18 protein-coding genes are annotated in these 20,752 nt (G+C 70.5%); 9 read left to right on the forward strand and 9 right to left on the reverse strand.

The genetic code is table 11. The annotated features are described in order from the left end of the window. Window positions 1-225: 225 nt before the first annotated feature. A complete protein-coding gene (locus AC3EO4_RS24910; protein WP_379568938.1) occupies window positions 226-1,386 on the reverse strand; it encodes an acyl-CoA dehydrogenase family protein in 1,161 nt (386 codons plus the stop codon). Between the two features lie 70 nt (window positions 1,387-1,456). On the opposite strand from AC3EO4_RS24910, the gene AC3EO4_RS24915 reads away from it, so the two are divergent. The 3 genes from AC3EO4_RS24915 to AC3EO4_RS24925 all read left to right on the forward strand — a co-directional run bounded on the left by AC3EO4_RS24915 (window position 1,457) and on the right by AC3EO4_RS24925 (window position 4,337). Further along, complete coding sequence (locus AC3EO4_RS24915) at window positions 1,457-2,578, forward strand: CaiB/BaiF CoA transferase family protein (protein ID WP_431898099.1); 1,122 nt, start codon at window positions 1,457-1,459, stop codon at window positions 2,576-2,578. Beyond that, window positions 2,575-3,237 (forward strand): GntR family transcriptional regulator, encoded by a 663-nt coding sequence (locus AC3EO4_RS24920; RefSeq protein WP_379568942.1) that lies wholly within the window; start codon window positions 2,575-2,577, stop codon window positions 3,235-3,237. The genes AC3EO4_RS24915 and AC3EO4_RS24920 overlap by 4 nt, the downstream gene beginning before the upstream one ends. Window positions 3,238-3,386: 149 nt before the next feature. After that, window positions 3,387-4,337 (forward strand): LLM class flavin-dependent oxidoreductase, encoded by a 951-nt coding sequence (locus tag AC3EO4_RS24925; protein WP_431898101.1) that lies wholly within the window; start codon window positions 3,387-3,389, stop codon window positions 4,335-4,337. On the opposite strand, the gene moaA is transcribed toward AC3EO4_RS24925, so the two are convergent. Then, window positions 4,309-5,298, reverse strand: a complete 990-nt coding sequence (gene moaA, locus AC3EO4_RS24930; protein WP_379568946.1) for a GTP 3',8-cyclase MoaA — start codon at window positions 5,296-5,298, stop codon at window positions 4,309-4,311. The two genes, AC3EO4_RS24925 and moaA, sit on opposite strands and share 29 nt — an antisense overlap. A gap of 259 nt (window positions 5,299-5,557) precedes the next feature. Further along, complete coding sequence (locus AC3EO4_RS24935; protein WP_431898104.1) at window positions 5,558-6,064, reverse strand: calcium-binding protein; 507 nt, start codon at window positions 6,062-6,064, stop codon at window positions 5,558-5,560. A gap of 522 nt (window positions 6,065-6,586) precedes the next feature. Here AC3EO4_RS24935 and AC3EO4_RS24940 point away from each other — a divergent pair. Further along, window positions 6,587-7,741 (forward strand): RtcB family protein, encoded by a 1,155-nt coding sequence (locus AC3EO4_RS24940; protein ID WP_379568950.1) that lies wholly within the window; start codon window positions 6,587-6,589, stop codon window positions 7,739-7,741. Between the two features lie 132 nt (window positions 7,742-7,873). On the opposite strand, the gene AC3EO4_RS24945 is transcribed toward AC3EO4_RS24940, so the two are convergent. Together AC3EO4_RS24945 and AC3EO4_RS24950 are read right to left on the reverse strand one after the other, a co-directional pair. Beyond that, window positions 7,874-8,767, reverse strand: a complete 894-nt coding sequence (locus AC3EO4_RS24945) for a hypothetical protein (RefSeq protein WP_431898105.1) — start codon at window positions 8,765-8,767, stop codon at window positions 7,874-7,876. 67 nt (window positions 8,768-8,834) lie between these two features. Continuing rightward, the gene (locus AC3EO4_RS24950) at window positions 8,835-9,692 is read right to left on the reverse strand and encodes an aldo/keto reductase (RefSeq protein WP_431898107.1); all 858 of its coding nucleotides are present in this window, start codon (window positions 9,690-9,692) and stop codon (window positions 8,835-8,837) included. A gap of 54 nt (window positions 9,693-9,746) precedes the next feature. On the opposite strand from AC3EO4_RS24950, the gene AC3EO4_RS24955 reads away from it, so the two are divergent. Further along, entirely contained in the window at window positions 9,747-10,952 is a 1,206-nt protein-coding gene (locus AC3EO4_RS24955; protein WP_431898109.1) for a cysteine desulfurase-like protein, read from the forward strand. Window positions 10,953-11,042: 90 nt separating this feature from the next. Here the strand turns inward: AC3EO4_RS24955 and AC3EO4_RS24960 are convergent, their stop codons facing one another. The 3 genes from AC3EO4_RS24960 to AC3EO4_RS24970 form a co-directional block, all read right to left on the reverse strand. Continuing rightward, complete coding sequence (locus AC3EO4_RS24960) at window positions 11,043-11,531, reverse strand: hypothetical protein (protein ID WP_379568958.1); 489 nt, start codon at window positions 11,529-11,531, stop codon at window positions 11,043-11,045. Window positions 11,532-11,632: 101 nt separating this feature from the next. After that, entirely contained in the window at window positions 11,633-12,667 is a 1,035-nt protein-coding gene (locus tag AC3EO4_RS24965; RefSeq protein ID WP_379568960.1) for a hypothetical protein, read from the reverse strand. Between the two features lie 67 nt (window positions 12,668-12,734). After that, complete coding sequence (locus AC3EO4_RS24970) at window positions 12,735-14,564, reverse strand: AMP-dependent synthetase/ligase (protein ID WP_431898112.1); 1,830 nt, start codon at window positions 14,562-14,564, stop codon at window positions 12,735-12,737. A gap of 151 nt (window positions 14,565-14,715) precedes the next feature. Here AC3EO4_RS24970 and AC3EO4_RS24975 point away from each other — a divergent pair, with 151 nt between their 5' ends. Beyond that, the gene (locus AC3EO4_RS24975; protein WP_431898113.1) at window positions 14,716-16,212 is read left to right on the forward strand and encodes a peptide MFS transporter; all 1,497 of its coding nucleotides are present in this window, start codon (window positions 14,716-14,718) and stop codon (window positions 16,210-16,212) included. A 5-nt stretch (window positions 16,213-16,217) separates the two neighbouring features. Beyond that, a complete protein-coding gene (locus AC3EO4_RS24980; RefSeq protein WP_379568966.1) occupies window positions 16,218-16,832 on the forward strand; it encodes a trimeric intracellular cation channel family protein in 615 nt (204 codons plus the stop codon). Here AC3EO4_RS24980 and yczR read toward each other — a convergent pair. Next, window positions 16,816-18,249, reverse strand: a complete 1,434-nt coding sequence (gene yczR / locus AC3EO4_RS24985; RefSeq protein WP_379568968.1) for a MocR-like transcription factor YczR — start codon at window positions 18,247-18,249, stop codon at window positions 16,816-16,818. The two genes, AC3EO4_RS24980 and yczR, sit on opposite strands and share 17 nt — an antisense overlap. Before the next feature lie 63 nt (window positions 18,250-18,312). On the opposite strand from yczR, the gene yczE reads away from it, so the two are divergent. Together yczE and AC3EO4_RS24995 are read left to right on the forward strand one after the other, a co-directional pair. Next, complete coding sequence (gene yczE, locus AC3EO4_RS24990) at window positions 18,313-18,918, forward strand: membrane protein YczE (protein WP_379568970.1); 606 nt, start codon at window positions 18,313-18,315, stop codon at window positions 18,916-18,918. A gap of 79 nt (window positions 18,919-18,997) precedes the next feature. Further along, window positions 18,998-20,752: a glycoside hydrolase family 15 protein gene (locus AC3EO4_RS24995; RefSeq protein WP_379568971.1), complete on the forward strand. Its 1,755-nt coding sequence runs from the start codon at window positions 18,998-19,000 to the stop codon at window positions 20,750-20,752.

Consider the following 20,752-nt stretch of genomic DNA (forward strand, 5'->3'; position numbering starts at 1 on the left):
CCGAGTCGGTGGCGTCCCCGGACGCCGGCGCACCGCCGGTGCGGGCGGGCTTCGGCAGGCGGCAGCTGCCCGGCCGGGTGGCCGCCGTCGTGGTGCACGACGCCGGCGCAGGTGGCCGCCGTCGTGCACCACGGCTGCGCGGGCACGACGACGGCCGCCCGCGCCTTCGGGCACGGACCGCCCGTCAGGCGAAGGCCGTCCGGACCGCCCGGCACCGACCGCCGGTCAGGCGAAGGCCGCGTGGCCGGTCAGCGCCTTGCCGAGCACCAGGGCGTGGATCTCGGAGGTGCCCTCGTAGGTGAGCACCGACTCCAGGTTCACCGCGTGCCTGATCACCGGATACTCCAGGGTGATCCCGCTGGCGCCCAGGATGGTCCTGCACGTCCTGGCGATCTCCAGCGCCTCGCGCACGTTGTTGAGCTTGCCCGCGCTCACCTGCTCGGGCGTGAGCGTGCCCGCCTCCTTCAGCCGCCCGAGGTGGACGGCCAGCAGCAGCCCCTTGCCCAGCTCGAGCGCCATGTCGGCGAGTTTGCCCTGGGTGAGCTGGAAGGAGGCCAGCGGCCTGGCGAACACCTCGCGCTCGCCCGCGTAGGCGATCGCCGTCTCCAGGCAGTCGAGGGCCGCGCCCATCGCGCCGAACACGATGCCGAACCTGGCCTCGTTCAGGCAGCGCAGCGGCCCCGACAGTCCTCTGGCGCCGGGCAGCATGGCCTCCTGCGGCAGCCGTACGCCGTCGAGGACCAGCTCGCTGGTGACGCTCGCGCGCAGGGAGATCTTGTGCTTGAGGTCCCTGGTGGTGAAGCCGGGCGTACCCGCGGGGACGAGGAAGCCGCGGATGCCGTCCTCGGTCTGCGCCCACACGACGGCCACGTCGGAGACCGACCCGTTGGTGATCCACATCTTGGTGCCGTTCAGCACCCAGTCGCCGCCGTCGCGCTTGGCGTTGGCGCGCATCCTGGCGGGGTCGGAGCCGAAGTCGGGCTCGGTGAGGCCGAAGCAGCCGATGCGCTCGCCGGCGGCCATGGCCGGCAGCCACTCGTTCTTCTGCTCCTCGCTGCCGTAGCGCCAGATGGCGTACATGGCGAGGGAGCCCTGGACGGAGACGAGGCTGCGCAGCCCCGAGTCGGCGGCCTCGAGCTCCAGGCAGGCCAGCCCGTAGGAGACCGCGCCGAGGCCGGGGCAGCCGTAGCCCTCCAGGTGCATGCCGAGGACGCCGAGTTCGCCGAACGTGCGGGCCAGCTCCCGCGCGGGGATCCTGCCCTCCTCGAACCACTGGGTCAGGTTGGGGCGCAGCTCGCGGTCGCACAGGCGCCTGACGGTGCTCCTGATCTCGCGCTCCTCCTCGGTCAGCAGGCCGTCGACGGCGAACAGGGCGGTGGGGTGCATGGTTCAGCCTTCCGAAGAATTGGATCCAATATTGAATATCCAACATGGCACAGCATAGGGTGCTTTGCCTATGGAGACTTCAGGAGCGCTGTCGGGACTGCTGGTGGCCGACTTCAGCAGGGTGCTGGCCGGCCCCTACGCCACGATGCTGCTGGGTGACCTGGGCGCCGACGTGGTGAAGGTGGAACGGCCCGAAGGCGGCGACGACACGCGGGCATGGGGCCCGCCGTACGCCGACGGGCAGGCGACCTACTTCCTCGGCGTCAACCGCAACAAACGGTCGATCGCCCTCGACCTGCGCGACCCCGCCGACCTGGAGGTGGCGCGGGCGCTGGTGGCCAGGGCGGACGTGCTGGTGGAGAACTTCAAGCCCGGCACGATGGAACGCCTCGGACTGGGCTACGAGGCGGTCCGCGAGCTCAACCCCGGCCTCGTCTACTGCTCGGTGACCGGGTTCGGCGCCGGCAAGGGAGCGGACCTGCCAGGCTACGACCTGGTCGTGCAGGCGGTCGGCGGGCTGATGAGCGTGACGGGCGAGCCCGAGGGTCCGGGCACCAAGACGGGCGTGGCGCTGGTCGACGTGATCACCGGGCTGCACGCGGCGTTCGGGGTGCTGGCCGCGCTGCGCCACAGGGACACGACGGGGCAAGGACAGCGCGTGGAGGTCTCGCTGCTGACCTCGCTGCTGTCGGCGCTGGCCAACCACGCCTCCGCCTACGCCGCGGCGGGGGTGGTGCCGCGCGCGATGGGCAACCGGCACCCCAGCATCGTCCCGTACGAGGTGTTCGAGGCGGCCGACCGGCCGATCGTCATCGCCGCGGGCAACGACAGGCAGTTCCGCGCGCTGTGCGCGGTGCTCGGACGCGACGACCTGGCCTCCGACGCCCGCTACGCCTCCAACGCGGCCAGAGTGGACGCGCGGGAGGTGCTGGTGCCCGAGCTGTCGTCGGCGCTGGCCGCGCGGACCGCCGACGAGTGGTTCGAGGCGCTCACCGCGGCGGGCGTGCCGTGCGGGCCGATCAACGACGTGGCCGGAGCCTTCGCGCTGGCCTCCTCGCTCGGGTTCGAGCCGGTCGTGGACGGTCAGGTGGCCAACCCCGTCGCTCTCGGCTCGACGCCCGCCTCCTACCGGCTCGCCCCTCCCGAGCTCGGGCGGGACTCGGCGTGGGTCCGTGAGATATTGGGGCGATGAGCCCGCTTGAGGAACGGCGCAGGCCGCCCACAGCCCAGCAGTTCGTGCTCGGCGAGCTCCGCAGGGCCATCACCACGGGCCGGCTGCGCCCCGGCAGCCCGATCAGGCAGGACGCGCTGGCCGAGGAGTTCGACGTCAGCAGGGTGCCGCTGCGGGAGGCGCTGAAGACGCTCCACGGCGAGGGCCTGGTCACCTACCAGGCGCATCGCGGCTACTTCGTGGAGACCCTGTCGCTCGACGATCTGCGCGAGGTCTACCGGATCAGGGAACTGCTGGAGGAGGAGGCGGTACGGCAGGCCGTACCGCGCCTGGAGGCGGAGGACCTGGCGCGGCTCGAGCGGGCGCAGGAGGAGGTGGAGCGGGCGGCCACGGCGGGCGAGGTGCAGGAGATGGCGGCCGCCAACAGGGTGTTCCACCTGACGCTCTTCGAGTGCTCGGGGATGCCGCGGCTGGTCAGGCTGATCAGGACGCTGTGGGACGCGACCGACGCCTACCGGTCGATGTACTACGGCGACGGCGGCAACAGGGAGCGGGTCGTGACCGAGCATCGCGGGGTGCTCGACGCGCTGCGGGCAGGGGACGCCGACGCGGCGGTGCTCAGACTCGACGAGCACCGTGCGCACGCGGTGACGGCCCTGTCCACGGTCCTCGACGGCTGACCCTCCGCCGGAGCGGCGATCCAAGCCGGTCCCCCTGCGCGGGCTGCTCGGGCGCCTCGACCGGCCGTTCGGGTCCGCATGGATGGCCTCCACAACCGGGTACGCCGTACAGACGGGAATCCTCCCGGCCCGGAGGTGTTTCACCGAAGGTGACAAAGTTGTCGATTCTCGACCGGTCCCTCGTCCGGCACGGCCAGGACCCCGCGCAGGCGCTCCGCGACACCGTCGCCTTCGCCCGGCAGGCCGAAGAGCTCGGCTACCACCGGTTCTGGGTCTCGGAACACCACGCGGTGCCCGGTGTCGCGGGCTCGGCGCCGACCGTGCTGGCCTCCGCCGTCGCCGCGGCCACCTCGCGCATCAGGGTCGGCACCGGCGGGGTGATGCTGCCCAACCATCAGCCGCTCGTGGTCGCCGAGCAGTTCGGCGTGCTGGACGCGCTGTACCCCGGGCGGATCGACATGGGCCTGGGCAGGTCGGTCGGGTTCACCGGCGGGATCAGGCGGGCTCTCGGCCACGGCAAGGAGGACGCCGACGACTTCCGCGCCCAGATCGAGGAACTGCTGGACTACTTCACCACCGGCAGGCACGGGGTGCACGCCATGCCGTCCGAGGGCAGGAAGGTGCCCGCGTTCGTGCTGGCGATCGGGTCAGGGGCCGACGTCGCCGCCGAGCTCGGGCTGCCGCTGGTGATCGGCGGCGGGCGCGTGGAGGAGGGTGTCAGGCGCTACAGGGAGAACGTGAAGGGCACACCGTACGTGATCGTGGCGGCCAACATCGCCGTCGGCGACGACGCGCACCTGCTGCAGCTGCCCGAGGCGTGGGCGACCGCCTACTCCCGCACGCGCGGCGTCTTCCCCCCGCTGCGCCCGGTGGCGGAGATCCAGGCGATGACGCTCACCGAACGCGAGCGCGGCCACCTCGACGACGCGCTGAAAGGCCAGATCCACGGCACCGAGGAGCAGGTCGCCCACCGGCTGCGCGACCTCGTCCACAGGACCGGAGCCGACGAGGTGCTGGTGACGATGAACACCTACGATCTCGACCGGCGCCTCGACTCCTACCGGAGGCTGATCAGCCTCCGATGGCCGACATCGGCCTGACGGGCTGCAGGAACGACGGGTCGTCGATGCCGTGGCCGGGACGCTTGCCGCGCACGGCGGCGATCCAGCGCTCGGCCAGTTCCTCGTCGGTGGCGCCGTCGCGCAGCGCGACCTTGAGGTCGGACTCCTCCCTGGCGAACAGGCAGTTGCGGATCTGCCCGTCGGCGGTCAGCCGCACCCTGTCGCAGGCCCCGCAGAACGGGCGCGTCACCGAGCCGATCACACCGACCCTGGACGGCCCGCCGTCGACGAGGAAACGCTCGGCGGGGGCGCTGCCGCGCTCCTCCAGGTCGTCGGGGCACAGCTCGAAGGCCCCGGTGAGCAGGGCGAGGATCTCGTCGGCCGTCACCATGTCGGCGCGGCTCCACCCGTGCTGGGCGTCGAGCGGCATCTGCTCGATGAAGCGCAGCTCGTATCCGCGGTCCAGGCAGAAGCGCAGCAACGGCACCGCCTCGTGCTCGTTGACGCCGCGCATGAGCACGGTGTTGACCTTGACCGGCCGCAGGCCCGCCTGGTCGGCGGCCTCCAGGCCCGCGATGACGTCCTCGAACCTGTCGCGGTGGGCCAGACGCTTGAACGTCTCGCGGTCGAGGGTGTCGAGGGAGACGTTGACCCTGTCGAGCCCCGCCCCCGCCAGCGACGTGGCGAGCTTGGCCAGGCCGATGCCGTTCGTGGTGAGGGAGACCTGTGGCCTGGGGCGCAACTCCGCGGTGCGGGCGACGATGTCGACCAGCTCGCGGCGCAGCAGCGGCTCGCCTCCCGTGTAGCGCACCTCGGTGATGCCCAGGCGTTCGACGCCGATGGTGACCAGGCGGACGATCTCGTCGGCGGTCAGCAACTGGGCGTTGGGCAGCCAGTCGAGGCCTTCGGGCGGCATGCAGTAGGTACACCGCAGGTTGCACTTGTCCGTGAGGGACACCCGAAGGTCGGTCGCCACCCGGCCGAACGCGTCCTTCAGCACAGGGCGGTCACCTCCTAGCTCATCGAGGGGAACACGTGTTCAGCCTATTCCATCTCCCCGGGATGGATGGAGCCCACCATAATCCCCCCATCAGGCCTGCACACCGGCGCCTCCACCTCGAAGGGGATTGCACGGCAGGGCTGGAGATCGCCCCCCATCACGCCCTTCGCCCGGCGTTGCGCCTCGACCTCGTGCCCCAGACGGATGCCGGTGGCACGAGGTCGAGGCGTCCGCGCACGCGGCCCCTCGATCGGTGGCGTCAGGAGCAACCGACGCCGGTGGTGGGGCCGGTGCAGGAGTCGACCCCCATCCCGCCGTTGTTGATGTTGGTGCCAGGGCCGCCGTCGAGCGTGTCGTCGCCGTTGCCGCCGTTCAGGATGTCGTCGCCGAGACCACCGCTGAGACGGTCGTTTCCGTTGCCGCCGACCAGGGAGTCCGATCCCGGGCCGCCGTCGAGCGTGTCGTCGCCGTTGCCGCCGTTCAGGATGTCGTTGCCTGGACCACCGATGAGAACGTCGCCGCCGCTGCCGCCGTTCAGGACGTCGTCGCCCTCCAGGCCACAGATCACATCGTTGCCGGGAGTGCCGACCAGCAGGTCGTTGCCCGCGGTTCCGGTGATCGTGCAGGCGATGGGTGGGGCGGCTTCGCCGCCGGGCTCGCGGTCGTGGGTGAGGGCGCCGGGGACCACAGCTCCGGCCGGCAGCGTGGGCACGCCCATGACCGTCAGCACCGCGGCCGCGGCCACCGCCGTCCCCACGGCCGTCATGGCCCGGCCGGCGATCCTCCTGGCGACGCCTCGCGAATTCTCTGCGTCCGCCGTCCGCCCCATGCAGGTCACCGTCCCGGAAACTGTCTGAGTGTTCATGGCCTCCCCTTGTGTGCTTCGTTTCGCGCATCCGTGTGCCGGTTCCGCAGAACCTGTGCAGGGGGTGGTCCACAAGACTGTGACCCGAGATCACGGACGCGATTCGGGGGATTACGGTGACCAGCGTAAGTGGTGGGACCGGTGAGCATGGGGGAAGCTGAAGGCTTCTTTGCGAGGGCTGTGAGCTGGGACGATGCTGGTTCGGAAGGTCGATTGATCTTCACTCTTCCGGGCGGCCTGCGGACGGGATCACCCCGGCCGGATGACACGCGCGCAGGCGGTGCGGGGGACGCGGAAACGGGCCTCGACGCGAATGCGCGGCAATTGGGAATCGCCCTGTCAATCCCCCTGAGCGGTAAAATGAGTGGGATTTCCTTTCTGGTCACGCCAGACTGATCAAGAACCAGTGAGGAGATTCACCTGATGCCGAACCAGCCCGCACCGAACCTGCTGTCGTGGGCCAGCGAGATCGACGATGGCGCGATCATGCAGGCCGCCCGTGCCGCCCGCCTGCCGTTCGTCTCCGGCCACGTCGCCCTCATGCCCGACGCGCATGTCGGCATCGGCGCAACGGTGGGCTCCGTCATCCCGACCGAAGGCGCGATCATCCCTGCCGCCGTGGGCGTCGACATCGGCTGCGGCATGGTCGCGACCGAGACCAGCCTCACCGCCGCCGACCTGCCCGACACCCTGGCCGCGTTGATGCCCATGGTGGAGCACCGCATCCCGGCCGGCGTCGGCAAGGGCCACGCCGACCCGTCGATGGACCGCGCCCTGGGCGAGCTCGGGCTTCCGCACACCGACCTGAACCCCAGGCTGACGAAGAAGGTCTCCGACCAGTTCGGCACCCTCGGCTCCGGCAACCACTTCGTGGAGGTCTGCCTCGACGAGCGTGACCGGGTCTGGACGGTGCTGCACTCCGGTTCGCGCGGCGTCGGCAACCAGCTCGCGACGATGCACATCGTCGACGCCAAGAATCTGATGAAGAAGCAGGCCGTCAGCCTCGAGGACCCGGACCTCGCCTACCTGGTCCAGAACACCCCGGAGTTCACCGCGTACATCGAGGACATGCTGTGGGCCCAGCGCTACGCCATGGCCTCGCGCGCCCGGATGGACAAGGTGCTGATCAACGCCCTGTTCCGGGTCGTCGGCAAGGGACAGCGGGTCCGCACGATCAACTGCCACCACAACTTCACCCAGCAGGAGACCCACTACGGCAAGTCGCTCTGGATCACCCGCAAGGGCGCCATCAAGGCCGACACGGGCGACGAAGGGGTGATCCCTGGCTCGATGGGGACGCGCTCGTACATCGTGCGCGGCCGTGGGAACCCCGAGTCGTACAACTCCTGCTCCCATGGGGCGGGCCGCCGTATGTCGCGCACCAGGGCGAAGCGGGAGCTGTCCGCGGCCTCCCTGACCCAGGCGATGAGCGGCCGCACCTGGAACGCCGACCGAGCCGCCGCCCTGGTGGACGAGCACCCTGAGGCGTACAAGTCCATCGACCAGGTGATGGCGGACCAGAAGGACCTGGTGGAGGTGCAGCACACGCTGCGCCAGATCTTCAACTACAAGGGCTGACGTTCCCGAACGGGATCATTCGGCGGCGCCCTCGCCCCCATGGCGCGGCGAGGGCGGTCCTCCCACGTCGGGTCGCTCCATCGTCCCGCCTGTCCGTGGTGAGGATTCCCGCCGACCTGGTTGAGGTCACCGTCAGCCGGTTCCCGCCCATGTCGCGTGAGCCTGAGGAGCGTGCAGTTCACCACCCAGTGCCCGCAGCTCCGCGGTGAGGCTCTCCTCCAGGTGCTGGATGCTGTTGTAGGCCAGATAGCGGTGGCCCTGCAGGTCGAAGGCCGGTTTGGTGTCCTCGCGGCAGATCAGCACGGTGGGGACGCCCTGGCCCCACGCGTACCCCACCTCGAGGTACACATTCGGATTGGCGTCGGTGAGGTCGGCGACGACGAGCCTGGCGCGGCCGATCCGCTCCTTCATCTTGGCGACCACGTCACCGGTGAAGGCCAACGTGTCCATGCGCTCGCAGACGAAGCCGGCCTTCCTGATGGCCCGCGAGATGCCGTAGTGGAAGAGGTCTTCGAAAGCAGCCGCGAAAGGCATCGCGACGAAGACCCGTGCCTTGTCGGCGTCCTCCGAGCGGGGCGTGGCGAGCTGCGCCTTCATGCGGTCCGCTCTGCGGCCGTCACGCTCGACGAAGGTCACGGTCCGCAGCCCTGGCGGGAAGCCGCCTTCGGCGAAGGAGTCCGCGAGGCCGCGCAGTTCCGACTGGAACGCCTCGATCTCGTCGAGCCCGTAGCCGGGCCCGTGCAGCGTGAGGGCGAGGTCGCTGGTCTCCGGCCGGACGTGCGCGGCGACGGCGAGCGCCCTGCGGGCGAACTGGCGGATCTCTCGGTACTCGAATTCGAACAACGGCACGACGCCGAGCAGGAGAACGGCCCGCGCGGGCAGCCCGTTCGCCGGCTCCACCAGCAGGTGCGCGCCCTCCTTCGGCAGCCGGACGTGGTCGGCCGCCATGGCCTCGACGACGTGCCTGTCGAGGCCGTGAAGTGCCTGGGCGTGCTTCAAGACCAGCAGGTCAGTGGGGAAGGTCATGACGTCCGCGTGGACCACCCGCACTAAGGGTCGCCTGTGAATCACACCACGTAACCCTAGCGACGAGCTAGCCCAGGCGGGCGAGTTCGGCGTCGGTGAGGGTGAGGTCGACTGCGGCGGCCGAGTCGAGGATGCTCTCCGGACGGCTGGAGCCGGGGATGGGGATGACGACGGGGCTGCGGGCCAGTTCCCACGCCAGGCACACCCGTTGCGGCGAGACCCCGCGTTCGGCGGCGACCTCGTTGAAGGCCGCGTGGGCGTCACCGAGCCCGGCGGCCGACTTGATGCCGCCGAGGGGCGACCAGGGCAGGAACGCGACGCCAAGCTCGGCGCACACGTCGATCTCGGGCTCGCTGCTGCGGAAACGGGGCGAGTACTCGTTCTGCACGCCGGCCAGCCGCCCGCCGAGGATGTCGTGGGCCTGCCTGATCTGCGCGGGGTCGGCGTTGGAGATGCCCGCCAGCAGGATCTTGCCCTCGTCGAGCAGGTCGCGCAGCGCCCCGATGCTCTCCTCGTACGGCACGGCCGGGTCGGGCCTGTGGTGCTGGTAGAGCCCGATGGCCTCCACGCCCAGCGCCTTCAACGACCGCTCGCATGCCCCGCGCAGGTAGGCGGGGCTGCCGTCCAGGCCCCAGCCGTCGCCGGGCGTCCTGGTGTGACCGCCCTTGGTGGCCACGAGGACGGCGTCGCGGTCGCCGCCCCACAGCGCCAGCGCCCTGGCGACCAGGCGCTCGTTGTGGCCGACCTCGTCGCTGGTGGGCGTGTAGGCGTCGGCGGTGTCGATCAGGGTGATCCCCGCGTCGAGGGCGGCGTGGATCGTCCTGATGGACTGCGCCTCGTCGGGCATGTGCTCGGCCACGGACATCGGCATGGCGCCGAGGCCGATGGCGCTGACGGTGACGTTGGCGATGGATCGGTTCTTCATGGGCACATCCTCCTGGCTGGAGTTCGCTCCAGGGCAACTGCAAGATGGTGGTTCATGGGCTTCGATGTCACTCGCGTACGCGCGCTGTACCCCGCTCTCTCCGATGGACACGCCTGGCTGGACGCGGCGGCGGGCACCCAGGTGCCGCAGACCGTGATCGACGCCATCGCCGGCGCCTACCGCTACGGCATCGGCAACACGCACGGCGCGTTCGCCGCCAGCGCCCGATCCGACGCGATCGTGGCCGAGGCCCGGGCCGCGGTGGCCGACCTGGTGGGCGGCGAGGCGGCGGGCGTGGTGTTCGGCCCGAACATGACCACGCTGACGTACCGCTTCGCCGCCACGCTGGCCGGGACCTGGGCGGAGGGTGACGAGGTCGTCGTGTCCAGGCTGGATCACGACGCCAATGTCCGTCCGTGGGTCCAGGCCGCCGAACACGCCGGCGCTGTCGTGAAATATGCGGACATCGTGGTGCCGTCGGGCGAGCTGCCCGCCGAGCAGTACCGGCGGCTGGTCACCGAACGGACCAGGCTGGTGGCGGTGACGGCGGCCAGCAACGTGCTCGGCACCATCCCGGACGTCGCCGGCATCGCCGCGACCGCCCACGAGGCGGGCGCGCTCGTGTACGTGGACGGCGTCCACGCCACCCCGCACGGCCCCGTCGACATGGCAGCGCTCGGCGCCGACTTCTACGCCACCAGCGCCTACAAGTGGAGCGGCCCGCACATCGGCGCGGTGATCGCCGCGCCGGACCTGCTCGCCTCGCTGCGCCCCGACAAGCTGGCCTCCTCCCCCGACGAGGTGCCCGACAGGTTCGAGACCGGCACACTGCCCTTCGCCGACCTCGCGGGCGTGGCCGCGGCCGTGGAGCACCTGGCCGCCCTCGACCCGGAGTCGACCGGCTCGCGCAGGGCGCGGATCCTGGCCTCGATGTCCGCCGTCGCCGCATACGAGCAGGCGGAGCTGGCCCACCTGCTCAAGGGGCTGGCCGCGCTCGGTCCGGTACGGCTGGTCGGCTCGCCCCTGCGGCGCACGGCCACCGCCTACTTCACCGTGGAGGGCCACACGCCCCGGCGGGTCGCCGAGCACCTGGCCACGCGGAGGATCAACGTGTGGGACGGGCACTGCTACGCCTGGGAGCCCACGAAGGCGCTGGGCATCAGGGACACGGGGTCGGCGGTGCGGGCGGGCCTGGTCCACTACAACGACCGCGCGGAGGTCGAGCGTCTGCTGGAGGCCCTGGACGAGTTGACCGCCTGACGGCCCCGCGGGGACCGCGCGGCCGGGCGAGCCGGATGAAAAGGACGGAGCCCCGGCCCGTGCGGGGACCGGGGCTCCATCGATGACGGGTTAGTGGCCGACGACCTTCACCCAGTCGGTGGCCTCGGCCGGCTGGAGGTACCAGGCGCCCTCGAACACCGCGCGCCACGTGCCCGAGGTCCAGGCGCGCTCACGCGTGGAGAAGTAGCCGTCACGGCCGGTCCTGACCGTGTCGACGTGCTCCCAGCGGCCGGACCCGTCCGGCCTGAACAGGATCACGATGCCCTTGCCGCCCAGCCGCTTCCAGCCGCCTTCGGTCCTGCAGTAGTCCGCGTGGTGGACCGAGACGAAGCCGTCGATATAGTCCTCCTCGCACTCGACCGAGAGCTTGCCCTCGATCGAGATGCCACGGCCCTTCCACGCGGGTTCGGGACCGACGTCGAGCGACAGCCTGGTGTGGCCGCCGTCCCAGTCGGGGTCCCGGTCGTAGCCGGGATCGGCGAGTGCCGGGCCTGCGATGGCGAGCACCGAGGCGCCGAGTGCGGCGGCCACTGCGCCGGCGGCGAGTCGTCGCATCATCTGGAACTTCCTCTCCCCGTTGAAGACGCGCTCGGGACAGAGTGCGTCAACGCCAATGACGCGTAAGGGTAAAGAAAAGTTGCAGTAAAGAAGATAACGATCTAGTTACGGACGACCCGGCGCAGGGTTGAGGCCTGCTCGGCGGCGTACGAGTCGGTTCCGGGGAAGCGGACCCGCCACGTGCCCTGCGTCCTCCCCGCCAGGCGCCGCTCGAACTGCCCTCTGTCGCCGGTCGTCACCGTCCCCACCCGCTGCCACGAGCCGTTCGTGCCACGCCGGTAGAAGATCTCGAGGCGCTGCTTGGCGAAGGGGGCGTAGTCGGTGGTCCCGCTCGGGTCGATCCTGTGCAGCGACCCGGACAGCCGCACACCCCTGCCTCCGCGCATCCCCTTGATCAGCACCGGGCTCAGCTTGGTGTCGCGGCGCAGGTTGAAGGAGGCGTAGGCGGTGACGCTGGTGCCGTCCTCCGCTCTGGCGGTGGCCGTGATGGTCCAGGGGCCGGCTGGATAGAAGCGGTTCAGGCCCTGGGCGGGAAGGAAGCGCCAGGTCTCCCACACGCCGTCGCGCCCGATGGGCTGCCCGTCCGGGCCCGAGGGCGTGGCGCTGGGCGTCGGCTCGGGCGCCGGGGTGGTCGTCTCCTCGGGCCAGCCAGGAGGCGGGGGCTGCGCGGCGGGGAACGACGGTTCGACGGGCGCGGGCCAGTCCTCGACCATCGCGTCGCCGCCCGCCGCGGAGGGCTGACCCCAGCCGTCTGGAGGGGCGGGTATGGCGGGCCTGGGCGCAGCGAACGCGGGAGGCAGGTCCTCCGGCGGCGGCACGGCCTCCACGGGCACCAGCGCCACCCTCGCGGGCGGCGCCTCGGGAACGGGACCGAGGATCTTGCCGCTCCCGATCGGCTTGCGGCCGAGTACCGGACCTGGAGGGGAGCCGGGCTCGACCTTGATGGTCACGCCGTTCTCCTCGGCGCCACTGGCCACGACGTCGATCACCAGCTTCACCGAGCCGTGGGCCCCCACCACGGGGGCGCCGGGACGGATCGTGATTTCCTTGATCGCGAGTGTGGCGGGTGCCTGGACCAGCGCGGGACCGGTCAGTGCCCCCGCCACCAGCGATGTGAGCAGGACTGCTTTGGTCATGACTTGGACGGTAGGAACCATCCGGCAATGACCAGGGTCGCGACACACGCCCCTGTTGGCAAAGGTGTTACCCGGTGTAGAGGCCCTCGATCACTTCGGCGTACTTCGCGTGGATGACCCGGCGCTTGAGCTTCAGGCTCGGAGTGAGCTCGGTGGTCTCGGCCGTCCACTCCACCGGCAGCAGCGCCCATTTCTTGACCTGCTGCACCCTGGCCAGCTTCGCGTTGGCCGCCTCGACGGCCGCCTCGACGGCCTTGACGACGTCGGGATGCTCGACCAGTTCGGCCATCGAGGTGAACGTGATGCCCTGCGCCTTCGCCCAGCCGGGGGCGACCTCGCCGTCGAGGGTGAGGATGGCCACGGGGAAGGGCCTGTTGTCGCCGTAGGCGAGCGCCTGGCCGATGAGCGGGTGCTCCTTGAGATGGTTCTCGATCGCCGCGGGTGAGATGTTCTCCCCTCCCGCGGTGATGATGAGCTCCTTCTTGCGGTCGACGACCCTGAAGAAGCCGTCGTCGTCGACGGTGCCGATGTCGCCGGTGTGCAGCCAGCCGTCCTCGTCGATGAGCTCCTCCGCCGCCCTGCCGAGGTAGCCGCGGGTGTTGAGCGGGCTGCGGGTGAGGATCTCGCCGTCCTCGGCGATGCGCACCTCGACGCCGGGCTCGGGCCTGCCGACCGAGCCGAGCTTGTAGCAGGCGGGACTGTTGGCGGTGAAGGCGCCGGTCGTCTCGGTCATGCCGTAGACGTCGATGACACGCAGGCCGAGGCCGGCGAAGAAGCCTTGGACCTCGTCGGGGAGCGGAGCCGCGCCCGTGGCGGTCCATTCGGCACGGTCGAAGCCGATCATGCCGCGCACGACCGACAGCAGCGCGGCGTCGGCCGCCTCGTAGGCGGCCTGGATCTCGGGCGTCACGCCGTGGCCGTACTGGCCCGCCTCGATGTAGGCGCGGCCTGCGGCCATGGCCTGCCGCACCTTCTCCTGCTGCTCCTCGGGCTGACCGGCCAGTAACGCCTGGAGTTTGGCCATCATCTTCTCCCACACGCGCGGGACGCCGAAGAACATCATCGGACGCACCTGGCCGAGCGTGGCGCCGAGGTTGGCCAGGTCGGTGCAGAAGTGCACATGGGAGACCTTGGTCAGCGGCAGGTAGAGGCTGAGGACGCGCTCGGCGATGTGGGCGTAGGTGAGGTAGGAGATCTGGGTGCCCTGGGTGGGCAGGGCGGTCATGCGGTCGGTGGCGGCGCACTCGTAGAAGACGTTGACGTGGGTGAGCGGCACCCCCTTGGGCATGCCGGTGGTTCCCGAGGTGTACAGGACGGTGAGGACGTCGTCGGCGGTGACCGCCTGCCAGCGGGCCTCGACGGCTGCGGGATCCTCGGCGAGCCTGGCCCTGCCGAGTTCGAGGAAGTCGGCCCAGCTCATGAAGCGGTCGGAGGCCGGCGCGCCGTCGAGCAGGATGATCCTGCGGAGGTCGGGCAGCCGGTCGAGCACCGGGTCCCAGCGGGCCACGTCCGCCGGGCCGCCCAGGACGGCGTACTTGGCGCCCACGTCGCCCGCGACGAAGGCGATCTGGTCGGGGGCGAAGGTGGAGTAGATCGAGCAGGGCATGCCGCCGGCGTGGACGGCGCCGAGGTCGGCCAGCACGTGCTCGCTGCGGTTGATCATCATCAGCGCCACCGCGTCGCCCGGTTCCATGCCGAGGGCGAGGAACCCGGCCGCGATCTCCAGCACGCGCCGCCTCGCCTGGCCGTAGGTCAGGGTGCTCCAGCCGCCGTCGACGGGGTCGGAGTAGGCGGGCGAGTCCGGGTACCGCTCCGCGATCTGCTTGAGCTGCTCACATACCGTACGGCCGGCGATCTCCCGCAGGATCTCGGCCTGTACTCCAAGGACATCGGCCACGACGCGCGCCCTCCTGGTCAGTGCTCACTTGCACGAGTGGCATGCATCGCACCACAAGGCGTTAAGCCCGGACAAGACCTGGGCAGGGGACAAGAACGCGCCATGACGTACAGTTGTCGACCATATGCGAAGAGTGTCGTCGGGGGGCCGTATGAGGACGACAGACAAGACCTTTTTCGGACATCCGTGGGGCTTGGCCACGCTGTTCGGCACCGAGATGTGGGAGCGCTTCAGCTTCTACGGCATGCGTGCGATCCTGGCCGCCTTCCTCATGGCCCCCGCCGTCCGCAGCGGTCTCGGTCTGCCGGGAACCACGGCCTTCGCGATCGTGGGCGTCTACCAGGGCATGGTCTACCTGACGGCGCTGCCGGGCGGCTGGGTGGCCGACCGGCTGCTCGGCGCGCGCAGAGCCGTCCTGCTGGGCGGCTTCATCATCATGTGCGGACACATCAGCATGGCCGTCCCGGTGCGGGGGCCCCTGTTCGTCTATCTCGGCCTGCTGCTCATCGTCTGCGGCACCGGCCTGCTCAAGCCCAACGTCTCCGGCATGGTCGGCTACCTCTACAGGGACGACGAGGACGCCAGGCGCGACTCCGGCTTCTCGCTGTTCTACATGGGCATCAACATCGGCGCCCTCGCCGGCATCAGCGTGACCCCCGTGCTCGCCCGCGACTCCCACTGGCACCTGGCCTTCGGCGCGGCGGCGGTGGGCATGGCGCTCGGCCTCATCTGGTACGTCATGGGCAGGCGGAGCCTGCACGGCGCGGGCGAGCGGGTGCCGCAGCCGCTGACCCCGCACGAGCGGCGGGTGGCCGTCAGATGGGTGCTCGCCGGTCTGGCCGCGCTCGCCGCCCTCACCGTGCTCCTGGCCGTGACGGGCCTGTTCACCGAGGACGGCGTGACCTGGACGGTGACCGCGATCATCGCGCTGATCACGATCTTCTACCTGTCGTACATCATGCACGGCGGCCACGGCATCACGCCGGTGGAGCGACGCAGGTTCGGCGCCTACATCTGGCTGTTCTTCGCCGCCGTCATCTTCTGGATGATCTTCGACCTGGCCCCTGGTCCTGTGACGGACTTCGCCACCAAGAGCGTGGACCTGACCTTCTTCGGTCTCACGATCCCGCCGGGCTGGACCCAGAACCTCAACTCGCTGTTCGTCATCGTCTTCTCGCCGATCTTCGCGGCGCTGTGGCTGACCAGGTGGGGCAGCAGGGTGAGCAGCCCCATGAAGTTCACCTTCGCCCTGTTCATGGCGGCCCTGAGCTTCGTCGTGCTGGCCATGGCCGCCGACGTGGCCTCCGCAGGGGTCAAGGTGTCCATCCTGTGGCTGGTCGTGATGTACCTCCTGCAGACGATCGGCGAGCTGACGCTCAGCCCCGTGGGCCTGTCGGTCTCCACCAAGCTCGCCCCCGCGGCCTTCAAGGGCCAGATCCTGGGCGTGTGGTTCCTAGCCGCGGCGCTCGGCGACGCCGTCGGCGGCCAGACCTTCCGGCTGACGCACTTCCTCTCGCTGACCCAGTACTACCTGGTGCTGGCGGGGATCGCGCTCGTCGCGGGCCTGTTCCTGCTGATGTTCGTGCGCAGGCTCAAGGCGCTCATGGGAGACGAGGACGTGGCGCCCGGTCAGGCCCTGACACACTAATCGTCGTGTCTGAACTGCTCGACCTCGCCGGAATCCTCGTGTTCGCCCTGTCCGGCGCCCTCATGGGTGTTCGCAAGCGTCTCGACGTCGTCGGCATGGCGGTGCTGGCGTCGATGACGGCGCTGGGCGGCGGGATCATGCGCGACCTGATTCTCAACGTGCCTCCCGCCGCCTTCCAGAGCCTCGGGTACGTGCTGGTACCCATCGCCGCGACCGTGATCGTCTTCTTCTGGCATCCGCAGGTCGCCCGCATCATGCCGCTCCTGCTGGTGCTGGACGCGGCAGGACTGGGCCTGTTCTGCGCTGTCGGCACGGAGAAGGCTCTTCTCTACGACCTGTCCCCGCTGCACGCGGCCCTGCTCGGCGTCACCACCGCGGTCGGCGGCGGCGTGCTGCGCGACATGCTGGCGGGGGAGATCCCCACCCTGCTCTACGACCGCCAGCTCTACGCCGTGCCCGCGATGCTCGGCTCGGGCGCGATGGCCGCGCTGTTCGAGCTGGACCTGCACGGCTGGCCCGCCGTGCTCGCCGCCGCCGTGCTGGCCTTCGGACTGCGCATCCTGGCCATGAAGTACGGCTGGCGAGCCCCGCTGGCCAGCGGCGTCAAACCATCCGAATGAGCGGGTCGGCTGGACGGGAGCCGACGGGCCCCCTGTCCCTGGCCATGGCCAGCCTGGCGATCGCCTCGGTGATGACCTGCGGCGGCTGGGTGAAGGGCAGGCGCAGGTAGCCCTCGAGGGTGCCGCTCACGCCGAACCAGGGACCGGGGGCGAGCCGCACACCGTGGCAGGCGGCGCTCTCCGCGAGCGGGGTCGCGCCCTCGCCTGCCAGCCGTACCCACAGGGTGCCGCCGCCGCGCGGCACGGTGAAGCTCCACTCGGGCAGGCGCTCGCGCAGCGCTGTCACCAGCGCCGAGCGGGAGGCGGACATGGTGCGGCGGCGCTCGGCGCGGGTCTCCTCGATGCGGTCGAACAGCCTTGCGACGACGAGCTGGTCGAGCACGGGGCTCGCGATGTCGACGGCCGCGCGGTGCACGGCCAGGGCGCGGGCCATCGCCGCGGTGGTGCGGATCCAGCCGATGCGCAGCCCGCCCCACCACAGCTTGGAGGCCGAGCCGATGGTGATCACCCTGCTGTCGGTGTCGAAGGCGGCCATCGGCGCGGCTCTGGGCACCTCGTCGATCGCCAGCTCCGACCACGTCTCGTCGATCAGCAGTGTGGTGTCCAGCCGCCTGGCGTGGCCGACGACGGCGGCCCGGTCCGCGTCGTCCATGAGGGCGCCCGTCGGGTTGTGGAAGTCCGGCATCAGGTAGGCCAGGCGCGCGGCGGACTGGCGCATCGCGCTGGCCAGCAGGTCCACCTGCCAGCCCTCGGCCGTGACGCCGACGGGCACGATGCGGGCCGTCCTGTTGCGCGCGGCGTCGATGGCGTGCGGGTAGGTGGGCGACTCGACGATGACGGGGTCACCCGGGCTGACGATCAGGCCCATGACGAGCTGAAGGGCGTGCTGGGAGCCCGTGGTCACCAGGATCTGCTCGGGGCGGGTGGCCAGGCCCCTGGCGGTGTAGTGGGCGGCGATGCGCTCGCGCAGCTCGGGCAGGCCCATCGGGTCGTAGCCTGAGCCCATGCCGTACCTGGGCAGATCCCCGGTGGCCTCGTTGACCGCCTCGGTCAGCATCGCGGTGGCCGGAGGCGCGGCGCACTGCATCTGCAGCAGCCCGTCGTCGTCCACCGACAGCCACGGGTTGTCGGCGGACAACGAGGGGTCGGGCAGCGCCGTCCAGCTGCCGGCGCCCTGGCGGCTGTCCAGGTAGCCCTGCTCGCGCAGCAGGTCGTAGGCGGCCGTCACCGTCGTACGGCTGACGCCGAGCTCCTCGGCCAGATGCCGCTCGGCCGGCATGCGCATGCGCACGGGCACCCTGCCGTCGCGTACGAGCCCGCGCACCGCCTGCGCCAGCGCCCGGTAGAACGGCCGGGCCGATCGGTCGGCGTCGAGGAGGCGGCCGAGCTGCTGAGCGGACAGGTGACGTTCCGGCATAAGGCCACTTTCGCTGATTGGCCCTTTTGGTGCAAGGCATTGGCCTGGATGATTAAGGCCATTATGAGCGAAGTTTCTGTTCCGTCCGTTGGTTCCCTCCCTTCCCGGCTGGTCCGCCTCTACGGCGGCCTGGCCCTGTACGGCACCGGCATCGGCCTCCAGGTCGAGTCGAATCTCGGCAACGACCCGTGGGACGCCTTCCACCAGGGCCTGGCCGTCAGGACCGGCCTGTCGATCGGCACCTGGATCATCCTGGTCGGCGCGCTGGTCATGGTGCTGTGGATCCCGCTGCGGCAGAAGCCCGGCATCGGCACGATCAGCAACATCGTGTTCCTCGGCCTGTTCGCCGACGCGGCGATGTTCGTGCTGCCGACCCCGGGGCACTGGGCGCTGGCCTGGGTCTACCTGCTGACCGCGATCGTGGCCGTGGCCCTGGCGACCGTGCTGTACATCGGCGCGGGGATGGGCCCAGGGCCGCGGGACGGCATCATGACGGGCCTGATCAGGCTCGGGTTGTCGGTGCGGCTGGCCCGCTTCCTCATCGAGATCACCGTCGTGGCCGTCGGCTGGCTGCTCGGCGGGACCGTCGGCATCGGCACCCTGCTGTTCGCCGTGGCGATCGGACCGATCACGCAGCTGTTCGCCCGTCGCTTCCCGCTCCCTTCCTGAGTGCGCAAGCCCGGCCAACACGACGAAATCCACACGACACCTCCTGCCTGCCGTCCAAGGTCCCTGTACCGTCAGGTCCATGCGGATCGAGGACTACGCCCTCATCGGGGACATGCAGTCGGCGGCGCTGGTGGCCCGCGACGGTTCGATCGACTGGCTCTGCCTGCCGCGGTTCGACTCGCCTTCATGTTTCGCGGCGCTGCTCGGCAAGGAGAGCAACGGACACTGGTGGCTCGGCCCCGCCGGCCGGCCGGTCGCCGACCGGCGCCGCTACAGGGACGAGACGCTGATCCTGGAGACCGAGTACGACACGCCGACGGGCACCGTCAGGGTGATCGACTTCATGCCGCCCCGTGACCGCAACCCCGACGTGGTGCGCATCGTCGAGGGCGTGTCGGGCACGGTGGAGATGTCCACCCAGATCAGGATCCGCTTCGACTACGGGAGGATCGTCCCGTGGGTGCGCCGCAGCGACGGCAACCTGCAGGCGGTCGGCGGCCCCGACTCGATCTGGTTGCACTCCCCCGTGCCGCTCAAGGGCGGTGACTACGCCCACCGCGCCACCTTCCACGTCAAGGAGGGCGAGCGCCTGTCCTTCGTCTTCACCTGGCATCCCTCCCACGAGCCGATGCCGCGGCTGGTCTCCGCCGAGGACCACCTCGTGCAGACCGAGGAACTGTGGGCCGAGTGGGTGGGCCAGTGCACCTACAAGGGCCCGTGGCGGGATGCGGTGGTCCGCTCGCTGATCACGCTGAAGGCGCTCACCTACGCCCCCACCGGCGGCATCGTGGCCGCGCCCACCACGTCGCTGCCCGAGGACCTGGGCGGCGTGCGCAACTGGGACTACCGCTTCTGCTGGCTGCGCGACGCCACGATGACGCTCGACGCCCTCATCGGCTCCGGATATCTCGACGAGGCCGCCTCATGGCGCGCGTGGCTGCTGCGGGCCATCGCGGGCAGGCCGCAGGACCTGCAGATCATGTACGGCGTGGCAGGCGAGCGCCGCCTGCCCGAGATGGAGCTCGGCTGGCTCGACGGCTACGAGGACTCCCGGCCCGTGCGCATCGGCAACGGCGCGGTCAACCAGCTGCAGCTCGACGTCTACGGCGAGGTGCTCAACTGCCTCTACCTGTCGCGCACCTCCGGCCTGGCCCCCGACGACAGGGCGTGGTCGATCCAGCGGGAGCTGCTCGACTACGTGGAGGAGCACTGGGACGAGCCCGACGAGGGACTGTGGGAGGTACGCGGCCCCCGCAGGCACTTCACGCACTCCAAGGTGATGTGCTGGGTGGCCATGGACCGCGCCATCAAGCAGGTCGAGAACTTCGGCCGTACGGGGCCCGTCGAGAGATGGGCCGAGGTGCGCGACAGGATCCACGCCGAGATCTGTTCGAAGGGCTACGACGAGACCCGCAACACCTTCACCCAGTCCTACGGCTCCTCCGAGGTCGACGCGGCGCTGCTGCTGCTGCCGATCGTCGGTTTCCTGCCGATCGACGACCCCAGGGTGACGGGCACGGTGACCGCCATCGAGCGGGAGTTGCTGTCGGACGGGTTCGTGCTGCGCTACCCGGTCGCCGAGGACAACGACGTCGACGGCCTGCCGGGCGGTGAGGGCGCGTTCCTGGCCTGCAGCTTCTGGCTGGTGGAGGTGATGGCCATGCAGGGCAGGACCGAGGAGGCTCGCGAGCTGTTCGACCGGCTGCTGACGCTGCGCAACGACGTGGGCCTGCTGGCCGAGGAGTACGACCCCCGCTACGGCCGCCTGGTCGGCAACTTCCCCCAGGCCTTCTCCCACGTTCCCCTCATCCACGCCGCCCGCGCCCTGTCCTAG

This window comes from Nonomuraea sp. bgisy101 (assembly GCF_057708945.1).

Bases quoted from the DNA above. Each gene is read 5' to 3' on its own strand.
- yczE (WP_379568970.1), top strand. From the start codon at position 18,313: ATGAGCGAAGTTTCTGTTCCGTCCGTTGGTTCCCTCCCTTCCCGGCTG.
- AC3EO4_RS24965 (WP_379568960.1), bottom strand. From the start codon at position 12,667: ATGACCAAAGCAGTCCTGCTCACATCGCTGGTGGCGGGGGCACTGACC.
- AC3EO4_RS24945 (WP_431898105.1), bottom strand. From the start codon at position 8,767: ATGACCTTCCCCACTGACCTGCTGGTCTTGAAGCACGCCCAGGCACTT.
- AC3EO4_RS24940 (WP_379568950.1), top strand. From the start codon at position 6,587: ATGCCGAACCAGCCCGCACCGAACCTGCTGTCGTGGGCCAGCGAGATC.
- AC3EO4_RS24915 (WP_431898099.1), top strand. From the start codon at position 1,457: ATGGAGACTTCAGGAGCGCTGTCGGGACTGCTGGTGGCCGACTTCAGC.
- AC3EO4_RS24960 (WP_379568958.1), bottom strand. From the start codon at position 11,531: ATGATGCGACGACTCGCCGCCGGCGCAGTGGCCGCCGCACTCGGCGCC.
- AC3EO4_RS24995 (WP_379568971.1), top strand. From the start codon at position 18,998: ATGCGGATCGAGGACTACGCCCTCATCGGGGACATGCAGTCGGCGGCG.
- AC3EO4_RS24955 (WP_431898109.1), top strand. From the start codon at position 9,747: ATGGGCTTCGATGTCACTCGCGTACGCGCGCTGTACCCCGCTCTCTCC.
- AC3EO4_RS24935 (WP_431898104.1), bottom strand. From the start codon at position 6,064: ATGACGGCCGTGGGGACGGCGGTGGCCGCGGCCGCGGTGCTGACGGTC.
- yczR (WP_379568968.1), bottom strand. From the start codon at position 18,249: ATGCCGGAACGTCACCTGTCCGCTCAGCAGCTCGGCCGCCTCCTCGAC.
- AC3EO4_RS24910 (WP_379568938.1), bottom strand. From the start codon at position 1,386: ATGCACCCCACCGCCCTGTTCGCCGTCGACGGCCTGCTGACCGAGGAG.
- AC3EO4_RS24975 (WP_431898113.1), top strand. From the start codon at position 14,716: ATGAGGACGACAGACAAGACCTTTTTCGGACATCCGTGGGGCTTGGCC.
- AC3EO4_RS24920 (WP_379568942.1), top strand. From the start codon at position 2,575: ATGAGCCCGCTTGAGGAACGGCGCAGGCCGCCCACAGCCCAGCAGTTC.
- AC3EO4_RS24950 (WP_431898107.1), bottom strand. From the start codon at position 9,692: ATGAAGAACCGATCCATCGCCAACGTCACCGTCAGCGCCATCGGCCTC.